At 52.3% G+C, this 20,547-nt stretch carries 17 protein-coding genes; 8 read left to right on the forward strand and 9 right to left on the reverse strand.

Annotated elements, in window-relative coordinates:
* Positions 1-4 precede the first annotated feature (4 nt).
* Positions 5-748 carry a carboxy-S-adenosyl-L-methionine synthase CmoA gene (cmoA, locus tag OGV69_RS23065; protein WP_038641439.1) on the forward strand — a complete coding sequence of 248 codons (744 nt, stop codon included), beginning with the start codon at positions 5-7 and terminating at the stop codon, positions 746-748.
* Positions 745-1,713, forward strand: a complete 969-nt coding sequence (gene cmoB, locus OGV69_RS23070) for a tRNA 5-methoxyuridine(34)/uridine 5-oxyacetic acid(34) synthase CmoB (RefSeq protein ID WP_069323599.1) — start codon at positions 745-747, stop codon at positions 1,711-1,713. The genes cmoA and cmoB overlap by 4 nt, the downstream gene beginning before the upstream one ends.
* A 235-nt stretch (positions 1,714-1,948) precedes the next feature.
* Here the strand turns inward: cmoB and cutC are convergent, their stop codons facing one another.
* Positions 1,949-2,695: a copper homeostasis protein CutC gene (cutC, locus tag OGV69_RS23075; RefSeq protein WP_069323598.1), complete on the reverse strand. Its 747-nt coding sequence runs from the start codon at positions 2,693-2,695 to the stop codon at positions 1,949-1,951.
* Positions 2,696-2,697: 2 nt separating this feature from the next.
* Positions 2,698-3,264 (reverse strand): VOC family protein, encoded by a 567-nt coding sequence (locus OGV69_RS23080; RefSeq protein ID WP_038641445.1) that lies wholly within the window; start codon positions 3,262-3,264, stop codon positions 2,698-2,700.
* Between the two features lie 238 nt (positions 3,265-3,502).
* Between OGV69_RS23080 and argS the strand changes: the two genes are divergently transcribed.
* Positions 3,503-5,236, forward strand: a complete 1,734-nt coding sequence (argS, locus tag OGV69_RS23085) for an arginine--tRNA ligase (protein WP_069323597.1) — start codon at positions 3,503-3,505, stop codon at positions 5,234-5,236.
* Between the two features lie 182 nt (positions 5,237-5,418).
* Positions 5,419-7,356 carry a peptidoglycan DD-transpeptidase MrdA2 gene (gene mrdA2, locus OGV69_RS23090; protein WP_069323596.1) on the forward strand — a complete coding sequence of 646 codons (1,938 nt, stop codon included), beginning with the start codon at positions 5,419-5,421 and terminating at the stop codon, positions 7,354-7,356.
* Here the strand turns inward: mrdA2 and bglB are convergent.
* The 5 genes from bglB to flhB form a co-directional block, all read right to left on the reverse strand.
* Positions 7,328-8,467 (reverse strand): beta-galactosidase BglB, encoded by a 1,140-nt coding sequence (gene bglB / locus OGV69_RS23095; protein ID WP_069323595.1) that lies wholly within the window; start codon positions 8,465-8,467, stop codon positions 7,328-7,330. The two genes, mrdA2 and bglB, sit on opposite strands and share 29 nt — an antisense overlap.
* The gene (locus OGV69_RS23100) at positions 8,468-10,054 is read right to left on the reverse strand and encodes an MFS transporter (protein WP_069323594.1); all 1,587 of its coding nucleotides are present in this window, start codon (positions 10,052-10,054) and stop codon (positions 8,468-8,470) included.
* 261 nt (positions 10,055-10,315) lie between these two features.
* The gene (flhE, locus tag OGV69_RS23105) at positions 10,316-10,708 is read right to left on the reverse strand and encodes a flagellar protein FlhE (RefSeq protein ID WP_038641455.1); all 393 of its coding nucleotides are present in this window, start codon (positions 10,706-10,708) and stop codon (positions 10,316-10,318) included.
* A complete protein-coding gene (flhA, locus tag OGV69_RS23110) occupies positions 10,708-12,786 on the reverse strand; it encodes a flagellar biosynthesis protein FlhA (protein WP_006684120.1) in 2,079 nt (692 codons plus the stop codon). The genes flhE and flhA overlap by 1 nt, the downstream gene beginning before the upstream one ends.
* Complete coding sequence (flhB, locus tag OGV69_RS23115; protein WP_038641457.1) at positions 12,779-13,930, reverse strand: flagellar biosynthesis protein FlhB; 1,152 nt, start codon at positions 13,928-13,930, stop codon at positions 12,779-12,781. Before flhB ends, flhA begins: the two co-directional genes overlap by 8 nt.
* 490 nt (positions 13,931-14,420) lie before the next feature.
* Between flhB and OGV69_RS23120 the strand changes: the two genes are divergently transcribed.
* The 4 genes from OGV69_RS23120 (at position 14,421) to OGV69_RS23135 (ending at position 19,445) form a co-directional block, all read left to right on the forward strand.
* Positions 14,421-14,996, forward strand: a complete 576-nt coding sequence (locus OGV69_RS23120; protein ID WP_069323593.1) for a fimbrial protein — start codon at positions 14,421-14,423, stop codon at positions 14,994-14,996.
* Between the two features lie 79 nt (positions 14,997-15,075).
* Positions 15,076-15,771 carry a fimbrial biogenesis chaperone gene (locus OGV69_RS23125; RefSeq protein WP_038641463.1) on the forward strand — a complete coding sequence of 232 codons (696 nt, stop codon included), beginning with the start codon at positions 15,076-15,078 and terminating at the stop codon, positions 15,769-15,771.
* Entirely contained in the window at positions 15,771-18,299 is a 2,529-nt protein-coding gene (locus OGV69_RS23130) for a fimbria/pilus outer membrane usher protein (RefSeq protein WP_069323592.1), read from the forward strand. The genes OGV69_RS23125 and OGV69_RS23130 overlap by 1 nt, the downstream gene beginning before the upstream one ends.
* 186 nt (positions 18,300-18,485) lie before the next feature.
* Complete coding sequence (locus tag OGV69_RS23135) at positions 18,486-19,445, forward strand: fimbrial protein (RefSeq protein ID WP_227410468.1); 960 nt, start codon at positions 18,486-18,488, stop codon at positions 19,443-19,445.
* Positions 19,446-19,495: 50 nt separating this feature from the next.
* Here OGV69_RS23135 and cheZ read toward each other — a convergent pair whose 3' ends face one another.
* A complete protein-coding gene (gene cheZ / locus OGV69_RS23140) occupies positions 19,496-20,140 on the reverse strand; it encodes a protein phosphatase CheZ (protein WP_038643245.1) in 645 nt (214 codons plus the stop codon).
* A 13-nt stretch (positions 20,141-20,153) separates the two neighbouring features.
* Positions 20,154-20,543, reverse strand: coding sequence for a chemotaxis response regulator CheY (gene cheY / locus OGV69_RS23145; protein ID WP_038641468.1), 390 nt, complete (start codon positions 20,541-20,543; stop codon positions 20,154-20,156).
* Positions 20,544-20,547: the final 4 nt, after the last annotated feature.

Genomic DNA, 20,547 nt, shown 5'->3' on the forward strand with positions numbered 1-20,547 from the left:
CGTTATGTCTCACCGCGACACGCTTTTTTCTGCGCCTATCGCCAGTCTGGGTGACTGGACCTTTGATGAACGGGTAGCTGAAGTCTTCCCGGATATGATCCAGCGTTCCGTTCCCGGCTACTCCAATATCATTTCGATGATTGGCATGCTGGCCGAACGTTTCGTACAACCCAACACACAGGTCTACGATCTCGGCTGCTCTTTGGGCGCGGCGACGCTCTCGGTGCGTCGCAATATTCATCACGAGAATTGCAAAATTATTGCCATTGATAATTCCCCGGCGATGGTTGAGCGCTGCCGTCGTCATATTGACGCTTATAAGGCCCCAACCCCGGTTGACGTCATCGAAGGCGATATTCGCGACATTACTATCGAAAACGCCTCGATGGTGGTGCTGAATTTTACCCTGCAGTTCCTTGAGCCACCTGAGCGCCAGGCATTGTTGGATAAGATTTATCAGGGACTGAATCCCGGCGGTGCGCTGGTGCTGTCGGAGAAATTCAGTTTCGAAGACGCTCAAGTTGGCGAGCTGCTGTTCAACATGCACCATGACTTCAAACGCGCAAATGGCTATAGCGAATTGGAAATCAGCCAGAAGCGCAGCATGCTGGAGAACGTGATGCTGACCGACTCCGTAGAAACACACAAAGCGCGACTGCATCAGGCAGGCTTTGAGCACAGCGAATTGTGGTTCCAGTGCTTCAACTTTGGTTCCCTGGTGGCGCTGAAAGCTGAGGTTTGCGCATGATCGATTTTGGTAACTTTTATCAGTTGATTGCCAAAAATCACCTTTCCCACTGGCTGGAAACACTCCCGGCGCAAATCGCTGCCTGGCAGCGCGATCAGCATGGCTTATTTAAGCAGTGGTCGAATGCGGTGGAGTTTTTGCCAGAGTTAACGCCGTATCGTCTGGACTTACTGCATAGCGTCACCGCAGAAAGCGAGCAACCACTTAGCGACGGTCAGCTCAAACGCATCGACACCCTGATGCGGAACCTGATGCCATGGCGTAAAGGGCCATACTCGCTCTACGGCGTCAATATCGATACCGAATGGCGCTCAGACTGGAAATGGGATCGCGTCCTGCCGCATTTATCGGATCTTACCGGCCGTACCATTCTCGATGTCGGCTGCGGCAGCGGATATCATATGTGGCGTATGATTGGCGCGGGGGCGCACCTGGCGGTTGGCATCGATCCTACGCAATTGTTCCTGTGCCAGTTTGAAGCGGTGCGTAAACTGCTGGGCAACGATCAGCGCGCGCATCTGCTGCCGCTGGGTATTGAACAGCTTCCGGCGCTCAACGCCTTTGATACCGTGTTTTCCATGGGCGTGCTGTATCATCGACGTTCCCCGCTGGAACACCTGTGGCAGTTGAAAGATCAGTTGGTTAAAGAGGGTGAACTGGTACTGGAAACGTTGGTTGTCGAGGGTGATGAAAATACCGTACTGGTGCCGGGTGACCGCTACGCGCAGATGCGTAACGTCTATTTTATCCCCTCTGCGTTGGCGCTAAAAAACTGGCTGGAAAAATGCGGATTTGTTGATGTGCGCATCGCCGATATCTGCGTCACCACCACCGAAGAGCAGCGCCGTACCGAGTGGATGATAACCGAATCGCTGGCCGATTTCCTCGATCCGAACGACCACTGTAAAACGGTTGAAGGCTACCCCGCCCCATTACGCGCGGTATTGATTGCGCGTAAGCCGTAATAGATTGCCGAATGACCGTTACGTATAGCACCGTTTCTCCAAAATAGTTCACGTTGCAGCAAGGCGGCAACGCAGTAAATCCCCGGGAGCGTAGATAACTACGTGACCGGGGTGCGCGAGGCGGCCAACGCTGCTGCGGCTTGAAATATGAAGGAGAAAAAAAGGCCCCTGTTGAAATTGCAGGGGCCTGGTACGAGCAAGCATCATATTGGGCGACATGATGCAACGGTAAAAATCAGCTGGCCTGATGGCGTGCCATGATTGCTTTCATTTCAGCAACCGCCGCTCCGTCTACCGCATAGCGAGAATACTCATCCGCTTGCGTATCCGAAGACATCGACAACCCCGAATGGCGATAACGCATTGGGGAAGCCAGCCATACTCCGGCAGAACTATGGACTTCCTGCACTCCAGCATCCAGGAACAGGGACAAATTCGAGGCGCGAACCCCCGCTCCGGCCATAATGATTGGAGCACCCGCCTGCGCAATAAGTTCCATTATTTTTGTTAAACCTTGCACTGCATCTGATTTTTGCCCGGAAGTCAGTACCCTGGCGATGCCCAATTGAGAGAGTTTTTGTAGCGTATTGAGTGGGTTAGCGCACATATCAAACGCCCGATGAAAAGTGACATTCAGCGGACCGGCAGCCGCCATTATTTTTTCCATGCGCGGCATATCGACATTGCCATCCACATCTAAAATACCGGTCACCAGCCCTGGAAATCCCAGTTCTCTGACCATCGCAATATCATCCAGCATTGCCGCGAATTCACCGTCGGTATAACAAAAATCCCCTCCACGCGGGCGGATAATCGGGTTGACGGGAATAGCAACATGCTGACGAACCGAACGCAATACGCCCAGTGACGGCGTTAAGCCCCCTTCTTTCGGCGCCGAGCAAAGCTCAATACGATCCGCGCCGTTTTGCTGCGCCGCAAGCGCGCATTCCATGCTGTAACAGCAAACTTCCAGTAAGGCCATGTTTACTCCTGTCGCTCACTTGCCACAATGGTTTCAATCGACCACGGGTGAAACTTTATCGTCACGCTGCCATCGCTGACCGCCAGCGTAGGATTGGGTAATCGCTCACGCTCTCCTTTCGGTGAACTGGTTTTCACGAAAATGCCCGGCTGACTCAAGCCTTGATCGGAAAGCAGCGCCAACGCTCGCGCATTCAGCGTTTGTGCATCACCCGGCAGGACAATCTCAATATGCTCCCAACCTTCATGTGGATAACGCTTTTCTCCCGGCCACGGCAGCTCTACGATGGAAAATGTCCAGTGCAGTACGCAAACCGGCTCATGAAGTTTGAACAGGCAAATGGGTCTGCCATTGATGATATTCTCTGACAATAGTTCACCGCACTGCTCAAACCCACGACGCCAGCGCTCTGCGGTAGTATTTTGATGGCAACGCAAAGAAATGTGATCGGCTTCAAGCGGTGTGACATCCAGACCAAGACGGGTGGAAAGTTCTGTTAACGCCTGCGTGAAATGCGGTAAATCTGCGGAAATATCATGCAGTTCTGCAACTGTTTGCCAGTTCGCCATAATAAAAGCTCATATCCATGTTCAAAGCCGCTAATTTACTCTGTTGCGCTGCGCCATCCAACCGCTGTTTTTTTCGAACGCGATATGCATAATTATACGTTATTGCGTTGCTTTCATTTCCGACAATGCACTGTACTCGCAATGCTGACGGCAACGGGCATTTGCAGTATACTCGCGCCCTAAATTCTTAAACTGGCGCGGTGAATTTTATCCCGCTTCATAAATGTAAGGTATTCCGGTGAATATTCAGGCTCTTCTCTCAGAAAAAGTCAGTCAGGCCATGATTGCTGCAGGCGCGCCTGCAGATTGCGAACCGCAGGTTCGTCAGTCAGCAAAAATACAGTTCGGTGACTATCAGGCCAACGGCATGATGGCTGTCGCTAAAAAACTGGGTATGGCGCCGCGACAACTGGCTGAGCAGGTGCTGACTCATCTGGATCTCAACGGGATTGCCAGCAAGGTTGAAATTGCTGGCCCGGGCTTTATCAATATTTTTCTCGATCCGGCATTTCTGGCGCAGCATGTTCAGCAGGCGCTGGCCTCCGATCGTCTGGGTGTAACCCAACCGGCTAAACGAACCGTTGTGGTCGACTACTCCGCGCCTAACGTAGCGAAAGAGATGCACGTGGGTCACCTGCGTTCCACCATCATCGGTGACGCTGCGGTGCGTACGCTGGAGTTCCTCGGCCACAATGTTATTCGTGCTAACCACGTCGGCGACTGGGGTACTCAGTTCGGTATGCTGATCGCGTGGCTGGAAAAACAGCAGCAGGAAAACGCCGGAGAGATGGCGCTGGCTGACCTGGAAGGTTTCTACCGTGACGCGAAAAAACATTACGACGAAGATGAAGCCTTCGCAGAGCGCGCCCGTAGCTATGTTGTTAAACTGCAAGGCGGCGACGAGTACTTCCGTGAGATGTGGCGCAAACTTGTCGACATTACCATGTCGCAGAACCAGTTAACTTACGACCGCCTGAACGTCACGCTGACCCGTGACGACGTCATGGGGGAAAGCCTGTACAACCCGATGCTGCCAGGTATCGTGGCCGATCTGAAGGCGAAAGGTCTGGCTGTTGAGAGCGAAGGCGCTACCGTCGTATTCCTTGATGAGTATAAGAACAAGGAAGGCGAACCGATGGGCGTTATCATTCAGAAGAAAGATGGCGGCTATCTCTACACCACCACCGACATCGCCTGCGCCAAATATCGTTACGAAACGCTGCATGCCGACCGCGTTCTCTATTACATCGATTCCCGTCAGCATCAGCACTTGATGCAGGCCTGGACCATCGTCCGTAAAGCCGGCTATGTGCCGGATTCCGTGCCGCTGGAACACCACATGTTCGGTATGATGCTGGGCAAAGACGGTAAACCGTTCAAAACCCGTGCGGGCGGTACGGTTAAACTGGCCGATCTGCTGGATGAAGCGCTGGAACGCGCGCGTCGTCTGGTGGCTGAGAAGAACCCGGATATGCCTGCCGATGAGCTGGAAAAGCTGGCGAATGCGGTCGGTATCGGCGCAGTGAAATATGCGGATTTGTCCAAAAACCGTACCACTGACTACATCTTCGACTGGGACAATATGCTGGCGTTCGAAGGCAACACCGCGCCGTACATGCAGTATGCCTACACCCGCGTACTGTCCGTGTTCCGTAAAGCGGAAATCGACGAGAGCACGCTGGCAAATGCGCAGGTCATTATCAATGAAGATCGCGAGGCCCAGTTGGCTGCGCGTCTGCTGCAGTTTGAAGAAACGCTCACCGTCGTGGCCCGTGAAGGTACGCCGCACGTGATGTGTGCCTACCTGTACGACGTAGCGGGTCTGTTCTCCGGCTTCTACGAACATTGCCCTATCCTCAGCGCGGAGAACGAAGAGATTCGTAACAGCCGTCTGAAGCTGGCGCAACTGACGGCGAAAACCCTGAAGCTGGGTCTGGATACGCTGGGTATCGAAACCGTAGAACGTATGTAAGTACGCAATGATTGAGGCCTGAGTCTGTAACGCGGACTCAGGCCTTTTTTATTTCCGTAACAGGCTATCTGTAACAACTCACAAGGAATGACACATTTCCGTTGAGATATGGAACATTTTTTGCCTGTCATCCCGTTTGAGCCTCCGTATCATTAGGCGGCGAATTAATCGGGTACGGGTCAATGACATTCAGAGATTTTGAGGCGGAAGAAAAACTCTTCCAGCGGCGTGTGATAGTGGCCTTTGGCCTTGTGGTTATCTGTTTTGGCATCCTGATTTACAATCTCTACAATTTACAAATCTGTCAGCACCAGTATTACACCACCCGCTCGAATGCAAACGACATTAAAATGCTGCCCGTCGCCCCAACGCGAGGCATGATTTACGATCGTAACGGCATCCCGCTGGTGCGCAACGTAACCTGGTACGACATTTCCGTTACGCCTTATAAAATCAGCGATATGGATACCCTAATCAGGCAGCTAACGCCGATCGTTGACCTCACCCCGGATGACATTGACCAGTTCCGCCATGAGCTAAAATCCAGCAGCCGTTATCGCCCGGTAGTGCTAAAAAATGCGCTGACCGATGTAGAAATCGCTCGCTTCTCGGTTAACCAGTTTCGTTTCAGTGGCGTCAATATCAATAGCTATGAAGACCGCCAGTACCCCTATGGGGCCGCACTGGCGCATGTCCTTGGCTATGTTTCAAAAATCAACGACAACGATCTGAAAGCACTGGATAAAAAAGGTCTGGCAGAAAACTATGCCGCCGATCACAACATCGGCAAGCAGGGTATTGAGCACTATTACGAAAACGAACTGCATGGAAAAACCGGTTATCAGGAGGTGGAAGTCGATAACCACGGACGCATCGTCCGCTTGATCAAGGATGTGCCGCCCGTTGCCGGGAAAGATATCCATCTGACGCTGGACTTACATTTACAGCAATACATTGAGAGTCTGTTGGCGGGCCAGCGTGCGGCAGTACTGGTGGAAGATCCGCACGACGGTTCCGTGCTGGCGATGGTCTCCAATCCCAGCTATGACCCCAATCCGTTTGTCAAAGGCATCAGCTATCAGGACTATAACAAGCTGTTGCAGGATAAAGACCTGCCTTTAATCAACCGCGTCACGCAGGGGTTATACCCTCCTGCCTCCACGGTCAAACCCTACATGGCGATGTCAGCGTTACTGAACGGCGTCATCACCCCGCAGACCAGTTTCTTCGGCGCGCCCACCTGGACGCTACCCGGCACCGAGCGACATTATCGTGACTGGAAAAAAACCGGTCACGGTATGCTGGACGTCACCAAAGCGATTGAAGAATCCGCCGATACCTTCTTTTATCAGGTGGCGTATATGATGGGGATCGACCGGATTAACAGCATGCTCAGCCAGTTTGGTTACGGTAAACCGACCGGTATCGATCTTGATGAGGAGTATAACGGCCTGCTCCCGAGCCGCGAATGGAAACAGAAAGTACATAAAAAAGCATGGTATCAAGGGGATACCATTTCTGTCGGTATCGGCCAGGGCTACTGGATTGCCACGCCGATCCAGATGGTAAAGGCTATGGTAGCGCTGATTAACAACGGCAAAGTCATCGCTCCTCACCTGCTACTCGATGAAGAAAGCGGCAAAATCCTCACGCCATACCAGGCTCCTGAACCGCCGTCGCAAATCGCCTCTGCGTCGTCACCCTACTGGGGGCTGGTGCGTCAGGCGATGTTCGGCATGGCAAATGAACCAAACGGTACCGGGTATAAGTTCTTTCACACCGCACCTTACGGCATTGCGGCAAAAAGTGGCACATCGCAGGTCTTCAGCCTGAAAGAAAATCAGACCTACAATGCGAAAATGATTCCTGTCCGTTTGCGCGACCATGTGTTTTATACCGCTTTTGCGCCCTATAAGAACCCGAAAGTCGCCGTGGCGTTAATCCTCGAAAACGGCGGCAGCGACGGTGTTACCGCCGCACCGGTCATGCGGCAAATCATGGATCATCTGTTTGCGCCGCAGGATAATGCCGCGCAAACAGAGGTGAATCAACAATCAGGTCCGTTAGCGGCAGCCCCCTCTGCCAACGAGATCAAAAATACTTACGCAAGTATTCGGTAAGGCACAGTATCGCCATGGCCTGTCCATATGGCATGGAGGTCCGCGGGATATTGCGGTAAAAATCGAGATTGTGCCCCATTCCGGTACCAAACGAGGTGTGCATCAATTCACCTTCTGGTGAGATATGTTGCACAATGCCTCTGATGGCTTTTTCGGCCACCGCAGCATAATCTTGACCGACATAGCGTTTACGTACTGCTTTGAGGATCCCATACGCAAATCCGGCGGTAGCTGACGCTTCCAGATACGACTGCGGATCGTCCAGCAGCGTGTGCCACAATCCACTGTCATCCTGACACTTTGCCAGCGCCGCGATTTGCGCGTGCAGGACCTGCACCAGATAGCGGCGAACAGCACTGTTTTCTGGTAAATCGAGCAGTTCGAGGAAGTCCGGGATCACGATAGTTAACCAGCTGTTACCACGTGCCCAGCGGGCGTTGGCAAAATTATGCCGCCCTTCATAGCTCCAGCCGTGGAACCACAGCCCCGTTTCTTTATCCATCAGGTTCTGCACATGCAGCAGGAACTGATAGGTTGCCTCTTCGATATATTCTGGACGGTTGAGCAACTTGCCGATTTTCGCCAGTGGCAAAACCGTCATCATCAACGTGTCATCCCACATTTGCTGATGATTCTCTTCCGCCAGCGTAATGTGCTGCATACCGCCGAATTCGGTACGCGGCATATCATGCATGGCCCACTCAGCCCAGTTGTCGAGCCACGGCAGATACGCGGGGTTACGCGTCTCTTCATAGCGATACGCCAGCGTTAAAAACGGCGCCATAGTGTTAACGTTTTTGGTGGTCGCACCTTCAGCAAAGCGATCGGCAAACCAGCTATCGATGATATCGCGCATCGTTTCATCGCCGGTTTGCTGATAATACTGATACATCCCGTACAGGCCGACGCCGTGCGTCCACTCCCATCCCGCCCAGCCTTTGGTATCAATAACGCGGCCGTCGTCCAGACGCAGCAGGAATTCGCCTGTCTCATCATGAATATTGACCAGGTTATGCGTCACCTTTTTGATCAACGTTTTTAATTCATCCCTGGCAATAAAATGGTCTGGTTGACGCAATAACGGGCTGTGTTTAACCGGGTAAACAATCATTTACTTCACCTCTGTCAATGTCGAATTCAATGCGGCACCCTTTTCCAGTTTCGGTGCTGCTGGCTTATTACGATTCAGGTAACCAATATTGTTGTTGCCCCAAAGTGATTCATATGGCATGCCCGACAGCATCTCTACGGTCGCGCGGCCTTTGGCGGAGAGCCCTTCCGGCACGGGGCGTCCCGATGCCCGCATTTTTGCGGTCTCTTCACGTAGGGTACTGTGGGTTTGCAGGTTCAGTTTGAAGCGCAAGGAAACCAGGAAACCCAGCGCCAGAACAATGAGCGTACCGCAGCTCAGAATTAACAAAATGGTATGGCTGACTGCCGCGGGTTGTACGCTGTGACCGGAGACAAAACCGGACATCTGCATGACAATCCCAACCAGCATCACCGCTCCCGCCTGTGACGCCTTACGCGTTAACGTCATAATGCCGGCGAAGATCCCTTCCCGGCGCTGGCCGGTAATCACTTCGTCAACGTCAGCAATATAGGTGTAGGTATTCCAGGGGACATAATTGATACCGCCGCGTCCCAGACCCGCAATGGCAGAGACCAGCAGCAACAGAGAATAAACATCGCTTAACCCGGCATAGTAAAGCAGCGCATAAGAGAGAGAGCTCGCGCCAAACAGGACAACCACCATCCGGTATGATGGCGCGGGTCCAAAGCGGATACACAATGGGATCATGGCGATAACGGCAATGAACTGGAAGATAGCCATCGTTCCCAGCAGGTTTGACGCCATCGAGGCTTCCTGCATCAGCACAAACACCACATAGTAAGTAAAGACGGCGTTAAAAACGTCCTGCGCTATATAGCCGCCGAGATACATTCCTAAATGCTGGCGGAAGATTCGGATGCGCAGTGTTGAACTCAGTTCAACAAACAGACGGGTCATGCTTTGGCTAAAGGTCAGCTTTTTCTTCTCTTCTTCGGCTCGCAGCGCGGCTTCAGTCCACTCAGAACGTGGGCGCTCCCAGGTAAAGAACCAGACGAAAATCAGCATCAGCGCGCACAGCACAGAGAACACCAGGCTGGCGTAGAAAAAAGACACCGGGTTATCTTTGCCAAACAGCGTCAGCAGAACGCCGGGTAAGAACGAGGCCAGAATAGCTGACATTTGCGCCATCGAAATACGCGCGCCGGAAAACTTGGTTTTCTGTTTAAAGTCATCGGTCATTTCGGGCACCAGCGTTTCATAAGGCACCAGAATCATGGTGTAGACCACGTCAAAAATCAGATAGGTCAGCAGGTAGTACCAGAAACCCATGTCACCCACCCACATCAGCGAGTAGCTAAAGACGCAGGGGATCCCCAACAGAATAAAAAACTTACGTCGCCCGAAGCGTTTACCGAGCCAGGTGGAACCAAAGTTATCGGTTAAAAAACCCATTAACGGGCTAACCGCGGCATCCAACACCCTGGCGGTGGCAAAAATGAAGGTCGCCTCGATAGGCGTCAGGCCACAAAACGTAGTGTAAAAATAGAGCAGCCAGGCGGCGGTTAATGCCGTGGTGCCTGCGCCCAAAAAATCCCCCGAACCGTAGGCAAAATAGTTAACCAGTCCGATTTTACGTGTCTTCATTGCCGTTACCCCTGCACATTATTGGGAGGCCCCGCAATCCTCGCGTTGATATTGGGCGTCCTTACAGGGTCACAGTAAAAGCTAACAGGAAGTGAAACCTTTCTGTTTCTGCCAGGGATGTTCGCGAAATGGCAACAGCACAAAGAGTCCGGCAACGTATGTCACCAATTTTATAAAACAGCGTTTCTTTTTAATCAAAGCGGCGGGCTAAAATTGCGAAGCAGCCAGCAGTTTCTGCTGCTGGCTTAATGAAGGAAGGCGTTAACGATAGTTTACTATTACCTGATTGCTCTGTACTTGTAAGGCGGGGATCAGACGACCGCCGCCGGGAACTTCCCAGACAAAATGCATCGGTTCGATGGCGGGAACATTATTGAACCCGTTGGTGGTGCCACTTTGCCCGTCCAGCTCGACACAGCGGGACTGAGAACATAAACGCACACGTAACCCGGCAGGGGTTGGGCCATTAAGCGCATAGCGCCACGCCACCAGGGTCATCAAACCTGAGACGGGCTGACTGGGAACCAGAGGTGCGGACGAGGCTGACTGACCACGATGGTTTAAGGTGATGCCCATTCCGCTCGCCTGCCATGCCCCTTCTCCGGCCGCCTGCGCCACCAAAGGAAAAACCAACAGCCACAGTAAGTTACGCATTATTTACCTCCAATGGTCGCCGTCATACGAATATGGCGGTTATCGGAAAGCTCCATGTTCGATAACACCACCAGTTGCGGTATGCTGCGGCGTAAAAAGCGTGCCAGTAACGGGCGCAACGCGTGATTAACCAGCAATACCGGCGGCGCACCCAACATTTCCTGGCGGGAGAGCGCTTCCTGAGTTTGGGCCAGCAGCCTGTCTGCCAGACCAGGCTCCAGACCGCCGCCGCCCTGTAATGCTTGCAGCAGCAAACGTTCAAGCGGGGTATCCAGACCAATAACCTGAACCTCTTCATTACCCGGGAACCATTGCTGGGTGATGGCGCGCCCCAGCGCAACACGGACTACCGCAGTAAGCTCATGCGGATCGTTTTGCAGCGGCGCATGTTCAGCCAGCGTTTCAAGAATGGTGCGCATATCGCGAATCGGTACTTTTTCGTCCAGTAAGTTCTGCAGCACTTTGTGCAGTGTGGTCAGCGTCACAACCCCAGGGACCAGATCTTCTGTCAGTTTTGGCATCTCCTGTGAGACGCGGTCCAGTAGCTGTTGCGCTTCCTGACGCCCGAACAGCTCAGCGGCAAACTGACCAATCAGGTGATTCAGATGCGTAGCGACAACGGTACTGGCTTCAACCACCGTAAAGCCCTGAATCTGCGCCTGTTCCTTCAATGCGCTCTCAATCCAGATAGCGTCCAGACCGAAAGCCGGATCGACCGTTTTCTCTCCCGGCAACGAACCTGCCGCCGTCCCCGGGTTAATAGCCAGCCAACGTCCGGGATAGGCGTCCCCGCTGCCAATTTCCACCCCTTTCATCAGAATGCGATAGCGGGCGGGTTGCAGATCCATATTGTCGCGAATGTGGACCACCGGCGGCAGGAAGCCCATATCCTGGGCAAATTTCTTACGAATACTGCGAATTCTCCCCAGTAGCTCGCCATCCTGCTGAAAATCCACCATTGGGATCAGGCGATAACCCACCTCCATTCCCAGTGAATCCTCCAGTTGCACATCGTTCCAGGTGGCTTCCACCACAGAGTTATTTTCCGGCATTTTTACCGGCTGAGGTTCAGCAGGCGCTTTGAGTTCGCGGCCACGCATCCACCAGGCCAGGCCGAGTAATGCGGCGGTAAACATCAAAAATACCAGGTTTGGCATACCAGGTACCAGGCCCAGCAAACCCAGCACCGCTGCACTAAGCAGCATAACGCTTGGATTACTGAACAGTTGGGTCACCATCTGTTCGCCTACATCCTGGTCGGTACTCACGCGGGTCACGATAACACCCGCCGCCGTTGAGATAACCAGCGCGGGGATCTGCGCGACCAGGCCGTCACCGATAGTCAGCAGGGTATAACTTTCCGCGGCGCTGCCCATGCTCATACCATGCTGTAGCACCCCGACCAACAGGCCGCCAACCACGTTGATCACCATGATCAAAATACCGGCGATGGCATCTCCGCGTACGAATTTACTCGCACCATCCATCGAACCGTAGAAGTCCGCTTCCTGCGTCACTTCCGAACGGCGTTTTTTGGCTTCATCTTCGCCAATCAGTCCGGCATTTAAGTCGGCATCAATCGCCATCTGCTTGCCGGGCATACCATCCAGCACGAAGCGTGCGCCAACTTCAGCGATACGACCGGCGCCTTTGGTAATAACCATAAAGTTAATGATGACGAGAATAACGAAAACCACGATCCCGATGGCAAAGTTACCGCCCACCAGGAAGTGGCCAAAGGCTTCAACCACCTTCCCCGCCGCGGCCGCACCGGTATGTCCTTCCATCAAAATGATACGCGTCGACGCGACGTTCAGGGCCAGGCGCAATAATGTGGTGAACAGCAAAATCGTCGGGAATGCAGCAAACTCAAGCGTGCGCTGTGTAAACATCGCCACCAGCAGCACCATGATCGACAGCGCAATATTAAACGTAAACAGCAGATCGAGGATGAAAGCCGGCAGCGGCAGCACCATCATCGACAGGATCAGCAGAATGAGGATCGGCCCGGCAAGGATTTGCCATTGCGTGGATTTGAGGTTGCCGGGCAGGCGCAGCATCGCGACCAGATTAGCCATCAGTATTCTTCTCGTTCAGGAAATCCAGTGCGTCAGGCACCGGAAGGTTTTCAGGTTGTGGTGGCGGATTGCCGCCTGCCAGACGCCAGCGTTTTAACTGCCATACCCATGCCAGCACTTCGGCAACGGCGGCATATAATTGCCCCGGTATTTGCTGACCAATCTCTGCATGACGATATAACGCACGCGCCAGTGGTGGTGCTTCTAGCGTGGGGACACGATGCTCGGCACCAATCTCACGAATACGTAACGCCACCAGCCCCGCGCCTTTGGCAACAACTTTCGGCGCGCTCATTTTGTTCTCGTCATACTGCAACGCCACCGAGTAGTGCGTGGGGTTGGTCACAATGACGTCCGCTTTCGGTACATCCGCCATCATGCGACGCTGTGCCGCCGCGCGCTGCATTTGGCGTATTTTGCCCTTAACGTGCGGATCACCTTCGCTTTGCTTAAATTCGTCACGGATATCCTGACGCGACATGCGCAACTTTTTCAGATGGCTATAAATCTGGAAAAAAACGTCGAACCCGACCATGGGAATGACGCCCAGCACCACCAACAGCGCGCACATACCGACTAAATCCAGGGCATTGCCCATCGCCGTAATCGGTGATTCCGCCATCAGCCGCATCATCGCTGGCCAGTTATGCCAGAGATAAAATCCGGCCACGCTTCCCACTAACGTGGACTTCAGTATCGCTTTGAGTAGTTCGGCACCGGTTTGCGCGGAAAACATTCGTTTAATGCCTGGCAGCGGATTCAACTTAGAGAACTTGGGTTGCAGAGATTTACCACTGAAGATCAAGCCACCAAGCATCACGGGTGAGATCAATGCCACCAGAACGACGCCAGTAATCAACGGCAACAGCGCAATCATCGCGTCTTTAATCAGCAGGATGATTTGGCTGAGGATCAGATTGGGGTCATTGACCATACTGTGGTCAAACCGTAGCCCAGCCGACAGCATGCCAGCCAGTCTGCGGGCCAGCGACTCCCCACCAATCCAGATAATGCACACTCCCACCAGCAAAATAAGCAGTGAAGTCAGCTCTTTGGATCGGGGGATCTGCCCTTCCTCCCGGGCTTTTTCAAGTCGGTGGGGTGTGGGGGCTTCTGTTTTGTCGTCGTCGCTTTCTTCTGCCACAGTACGTGCTCGTTACCCATTACGTCTGACTTATCATGCCAGCATGGTCCGTAAGCAATGGCGAGAAAAAACCGCGCAATCATGCTCTTTTCGGGGTTTACCCGGCGGATAGATCCTGCGCAATACCGTCTCATCGCGGCTAAAATAGCTATCACAGCATAATATTTATTAATTTCTGAATTAAGAAACATTAAAAAAAGACGAACATAACTCTGTCAACAGAACAAAATCGAATAAAAAAATAGCAATTCCGCCTAAGTTTTAGAAGAAAGCAATATAAGAATTGCTTAACATAATCACATTATATATCATTCCCTTCAGACTCAATAATAAAATAAAAAATCATAAGCTTTAATTATAACCCACTTAACCCCGCCCTACTCCACAACGATTAAACCTCATGTATACTGGCGACCGAATAATATTACCGTTGAGCTACACCCATATTTTTATGGAATAAAATATTAACACTTACAGGGATTATCAAATCATGAAGATGAAGAAAAGCGCTGTATTTTTTGCTCTGCTGTCAGCATATACATTTAATGTATTAGCCGCAGAAATGAATGCAGGGACGATTCATTTTACCGGAGAAATCATTGAACCAAGTTGTGTCATTGATGGAGATGATGGTACGGACAGCACTATACCGCTGGGTACGTGGCCGACATCATTATTTACCACTGTAGGTACAGAAACAGATCTGGTTGATGTCGATATAAAACTGACTGACTGTCCGGTGACGACTGAAGGTCTGACTTCCGTGCAGTTAACCTTTAATGGCCCTACCGCATTAACCAAGTCCAATACGCTTCTTGACGTCAGTCAGATCACGACCGCAGGAGAGACGGCAGCTACCGGAGTGGGTATTGCACTTAGCCCGATCAACTCACCAACAACATTGTTGGCCTTCGATGGTTCAGAGGGGCAAGTTTATATTCCGCTATCAACAGAGTCCACCGATACCATTCAGGCTCACCTTCAGGCTCGCTATAAATCGTTCGCAAAAGAAGTCACCGCTGGCCCGGCTGATGCGGACATGACAATTAATATTTTATATCGCTAACACTTTCTATTTTTACGCCTGGAATATTTCCAGGCGCTTAATACCATCGATAATATTTAACCTATTACGGGTCCATTTTATGCGTATCCTTATTATGGTGGCATTATTCCCTCCTCTCTTTTACTCGTGTTTTTGTCCGGCGAGTGGAATTCAGGTTGGCCGCACACGGATTATTTTTGACGCTAACAAAAAAGAGGTCGCGCTGGCGCTGACTAATACTGACACGCAACTGCCATGGTTAATTCAGTCGTGGACCGATACGGGGGATGAGAAGACGCGCGGACCTTTTATCGTTACCCCGCCGCTTTTTCGCCTCAACGCGCAAAAAGAGCAGAGCCTGCGTATCACCTGGAACGGCACGCCACTTCCAGAGAATAAAGAATCGCTGTTTTATATGAACGTGCGCACTATTCCGGCGACCGCCAAAGAAAATGAAAGTAAAAATATTCTTCGGCTAATCTATAAAACCCGTCTCAAACTGCTCTGGCGCCCTAAAAATATTACGGGTTCACCGGCACAAAGCTGCGAGAAGTTACAGTTTGTGCGTTCAGGTAACCAGTTACAGGTAACGAATAATAACGCCTTCTACACGGTTTTCGATAGCTTACACTTGGGCGCAGTTTCACTTCCGAAGGCGGATATGGTGGCACCTTTCAGCACCGCCACTTTCCCGCTGCCCGTGCAAGCTAACGGTGATCAGGTTACCTGGCACTGTATTACCGACTACGGAAATGCCTCGCAACAATACTCGGCCCCGTTGAGCAAGGGGGGTTAATGTTGCGACGTTCTACGTTTGCTCCTTCGAGGCTGTCGCTGCTAATCCGCGGTCTTCTCAGCATTGCATTTGTCGTTTCAGGCCATGCTTTCGCACGGGAATATTCCTTTTCCTCTTCATCACTGGAGGGCAACGAACTCTCGCAACAGGATATCGATTTGTCGCTTTTCTCCCGCGAAAATGCGCAACTGCCCGGTACCTGGCCTTCGCGGCTACAGCTCAATAAGACGTTGCTGGGTGAAGAACCGGTTACCTATACAAGTGCCACGGATGGTACGCTTCAGGCACAGTTGACGCCAGAAATGCTGCGCCACTGGGGCGTTAAAATTGAGAACTATCCAGCACTTGCGGATGCGCCAGCGAATGTACCTCTCCTACACCCTCTGGGGTATTACATCCCGCAAGCCTCATCATCTCTCGACTTTTCCACGATGACGCTCAATATCAGCATGCCGCAGGCCGCCATTGCGAATCCGGCCAGGGATGGTATTGACCCGTCACAGTGGGATGACGGCGTACCGGTTCTGTTTACGGATTACAGTTATTCAGGTTCACAGACCCGTGACGGTAACCATAATACCTCTGACAGCCAGTACCTCAATCTGCGTAGTGGTCTTAACCTGGGCGGGTGGCGGGTACGCAACTATTCTACCTGGAGCAAATCTGAAAGCATCAATGCCTGGGATGCCATTAATACCTATCTGCAGCATGATATTGATGTGCTACGCAGCCAGTTTACCGCGGGTGAAAACAGCACCCGTGGCGATGTCTTCGACAGTATTCAGTACACAGGTGTAAATCTGGCCTCCGATGACGAAATGTTACCGTTCAGCCAGCGCGGCTACGCGCCCGTTATACGCGGGATCGCCAGTTCAAATGCGGAAGTCTCCATCCGGCAAAATGGCTATTTGATCTACCAGCAAAACGTTGCCCCGGGGGCTTTTGAGATTTCCGATCTCTACTCGACAACCAACAGCGGCGATCTGGATATCACGGTAAAAGAAGCCGACGGCACAGAGCATCATTTTACCCAACCCTACTCCAGCACCGCCGTGATGTTACGTCCCGGCAGGATAAAATACGAAGTCACCGCGGCCCGTTACCGGGCGGCCAGCGGCAGCGACGAGAAAGAACCCGAATTCGCCCAGGCCAGTTTTATCTACGGTTTGAACAATGCCGCAACGCTGTTCGGCGGAGTCACCTCTTCTGGTGATTATCAGGCTGCGAACGCCGGGATCGGTATAGCACTGGGCGAGTTGGGCGCCCTTTCGGCTGACGTCACGGCAGCCAGAGCCACGCTGGATAATGATCAAACAAGTTCCGGTCAGTCGTATCGCCTGCTTTACTCGGGCAAGATCGAGCGTACCGCCACCAACTTCACGCTCGCCAGCTATCGCTATTCTACGCAGGGCTATTACAGCTTCAGTGATGCCAATAAGAAATACAGCGGTAATGAAGATGACCTGATGTTCAGCTATAACAAACGCAACCGAATTCAGGCCAGCATCAGCCAAACATTGCTGGGCAGCAGCATCTACCTGAACGGTTATCAGCAGGACTACTGGGGAACCTCAGAAACTGAACGCAGCCTGTCTGCCGGAGTAAATACGACAATAAATGGGATTAGCTATCATCTGACTTATACCTACAGTAAAACCAGCGATCGACAAGACGATCAGATGATCGCCTTTGGACTCAGCGTGCCTCTCAGCCGCTGGTTGCCCAACGCATGGTCGACCTATAACGTCAGCAGCAGCAAACATGGCTATACCCGCCATAATATCGGCTTGAACGGCACGCTACTTGACGATCAGCGTCTGAGCTATTCCCTGCAGCAAAGCCACAGCAATCACGACGGCGAAGATACCAGCAGTCTGTACAGCAGCTACCGCTCGCAATACGCCAGTTTGAACGCCGGCTATTACACTTCATCGGACCGCTCGCAACAGTTGAATCTGGGTGCCAGCGGCGCGATTGTCGCCCATCCTCACGGCATCACCTTTTCTCAACCATTGGGCGATCAGTTTGCCATAGTCTCTGCTCAAGGGGCAAAAGGCATCCGCTTTCAGAATCAGCGCGGTGTCCGCACCGACTGGCAGGGTAATGCTGTCATCCCCTCCCTGACGCCGTATCAGAAAAACAGCATCCGAATTGATACCACCAGCCTGCCGGATGATGTTGATACCGATGCAACTGCCACCACCGTCATTCCAAGCCGTAGCGCAGCGGTGGCGGCAAACTTTGTCGCGCACATCGGTTATCGGGCGCTTCTCCATCTCACCAATGCCAGGGGACAAGTCATTCCTTTCGGTGCAATGGTCTCCGTCGATAATGCCTCAATTCTCGGCATCGTTGATGATACCGGCACCGTCTACCTCGCAGGGGTTCCGGCGACCTTTCCGGTAACCATTCAATGGGGTAAGGCTCGTGAACAACAATGCCATGCCAGCGTGGTACTCCCTGAGCCCGAACACGCTGCGAATCTCGCAGGGATTCTCTCTACTCAGGCCATTTGCAAACAGGAATAACATATGCGCCACATTTTTGCGGTCGTATTGACCTCGGTTCTCTTTCTATTGCCAGCCTCAGTCCAGGCTGCGATAACGCTGTTAACAAATTGCTTTGTAGCATCTGCTGACTATTCAGTGTCATATGAGCATGAACTCAGCAGCACAGAAAACAATACAAATTATTCATACTTAACGGGGAGCTACATGCCAGGTACCGGGACTGAGATCGAAGCCAATTGCACATGTCCCGCCAATACCACATCAGCATCGATGATTTATGAATACAACTTCGCCGGTAGTCCGCTGACGGCAGGCGTCAGTGGATACGGAGTCTTAACAGAGAACCTGGATATCAAGGTTTCGGGATTTAACGACGCTATCGACAATCCCGATGGCATGGGGTTAAGTGAGATCAAAATCACCGAGTACCCGACCCCAATCGGCAATATGGGCAGTCAAAAGGCAGACCAAAAACTGTCGGAAGGGACGGCAGATGTCTGTAACAACGAAACGCGACCGACCGGTGGCGCAACGGTCAAACGAAAGTTCAAGCTCAGCGTGATTCGCTTTTATCTGTACATTAAAAAACCGATATTGGGTGAAGAGATCATCGACCCCACGCTGGTTGTGCAAAGCTATGCCTGTCTGTATACAGGAAATGGTTCATGCCGCAACACCGATGCTCAACTGGTGTCCAATATCTGGCTGAGCGGTAAGCTTACCGCCCCTCTCAGTTGTACGATTAATGCTGGAAGCACCATTGAGGTTGATATGGGGAGTATTATCAGCAGTCAGTTTGTTAACCAGGGTCAACCGCCAAAAGGCTATACGCTGAAAGATGTCGATATCGCCTACCATTGTGACGGCCCCGCCATCAGCAACAGCGACAAGATTAAGCTGACGTTGACCGCCGATCAGGGCGTGGTAGAGGGTAGTCAGTCCTACATCGCCAAACTGATTGGCAGAAACGATCTCGGTATCAGAATGTTTGATGCAAATAATCAGAACGTAGTACTGGATGGTTCTGTGGACTTTCCGGTTACGCTGGATGAACAGGGAAATGGCATAATTAACATGACGGCCGCGCCGGTCTCTACCACCGCCAGCCGCCCGGAACCAGGAAGCTTTGAAGGCAACATGACCGTTAAAATGGATTTACGCTGAGAACTTTCCCCTCAGACCTACTCTGCGGCCTGAGGGGACTCGCGCAACAATCAGAACCCGAGACTATCCAGCAGGTCGTCAACCTGATCCTGACTTGCCACCACGCCGGCTTTTGAGGTGTCAACCTGCGGGCCGTTCAGCAAGCTTTCGTTTTCACGTTTTGGACGAGCGCCCTGCTCCGGAATGTTTTCCAGCAGAACCATCAGCAGCTGACGTTCAATCTCCTGGATAACATCCATCATACGCTTGATGACCTGACCGGTGAGGTCCTGGAAATCCTGCGCCATCATGATGTCCAACAACTGGGCATTGGTGAAGCTGGTATGTCCGGGCACGTCACCAAGAAACTGACGGGTGTCGGTGACCAGCTCCCGAGCGTCAGACAGCTCGATCGGATTTTCGAACCATTCATCCCAGCGTTTTGTCAGCTCTTTGGCCCCTTTTTCCATCGCGTCCTGGTGCGGTTGCGAAGCTTCCACGCTGTTCAGCGCGCGCTCTGCCGCCTGTGCAGTCATTTGCACAACGTAATCGAGACGATCGCGGGCATCGGGAATCGCTTCCGCCGCTTCGGCAATAGCCTGATCCAGCCCCAGTTCGCGCAGGCTGTCGCGCAGCATTCGGGTCAAACTGCCGATGCGCGCGATGATGTCCCCTGCTGAGTGTTCGTCAGCAGGTTTAATTTGTGGTTGCATCATCATTATCACACCCTCACATGCCCAGTTTCTCAAAGATCTTATTGAGTTTTTCTTCCAGCGTCGCCGCCGTAAACGGTTTAACGACATAACCACTGGCGCCTGCCTGTGCTGCCGCAATAATGTTTTCTTTCTTCGCTTCTGCCGTGACCATCAGCACTGGCAGGGAAGACATTCCGCCATCTGCACGAATGGTTTTCAGCAGTTCCAGGCCGTCCATATTCGGCATGTTCCAGTCGGAAATGACAAAACCGAATCCCCCAGTCTGCAGCTTATTCAGCGCATCCACGCCGTCTTCCGCCTCTTCAACATTGTTGAACCCCAGCTCTTTGAGCAGGTTACGCACGATGCGACGCATGGTGGAAAAGTCATCCACAACCAAAAACTTAAGCTCTTTATCCGCCATAAAA

It is taken from the genome of Citrobacter sp. Cc139 (assembly GCF_030334645.1).
Classification (GTDB): domain Bacteria; phylum Pseudomonadota; class Gammaproteobacteria; order Enterobacterales; family Enterobacteriaceae; genus Citrobacter; species Citrobacter werkmanii.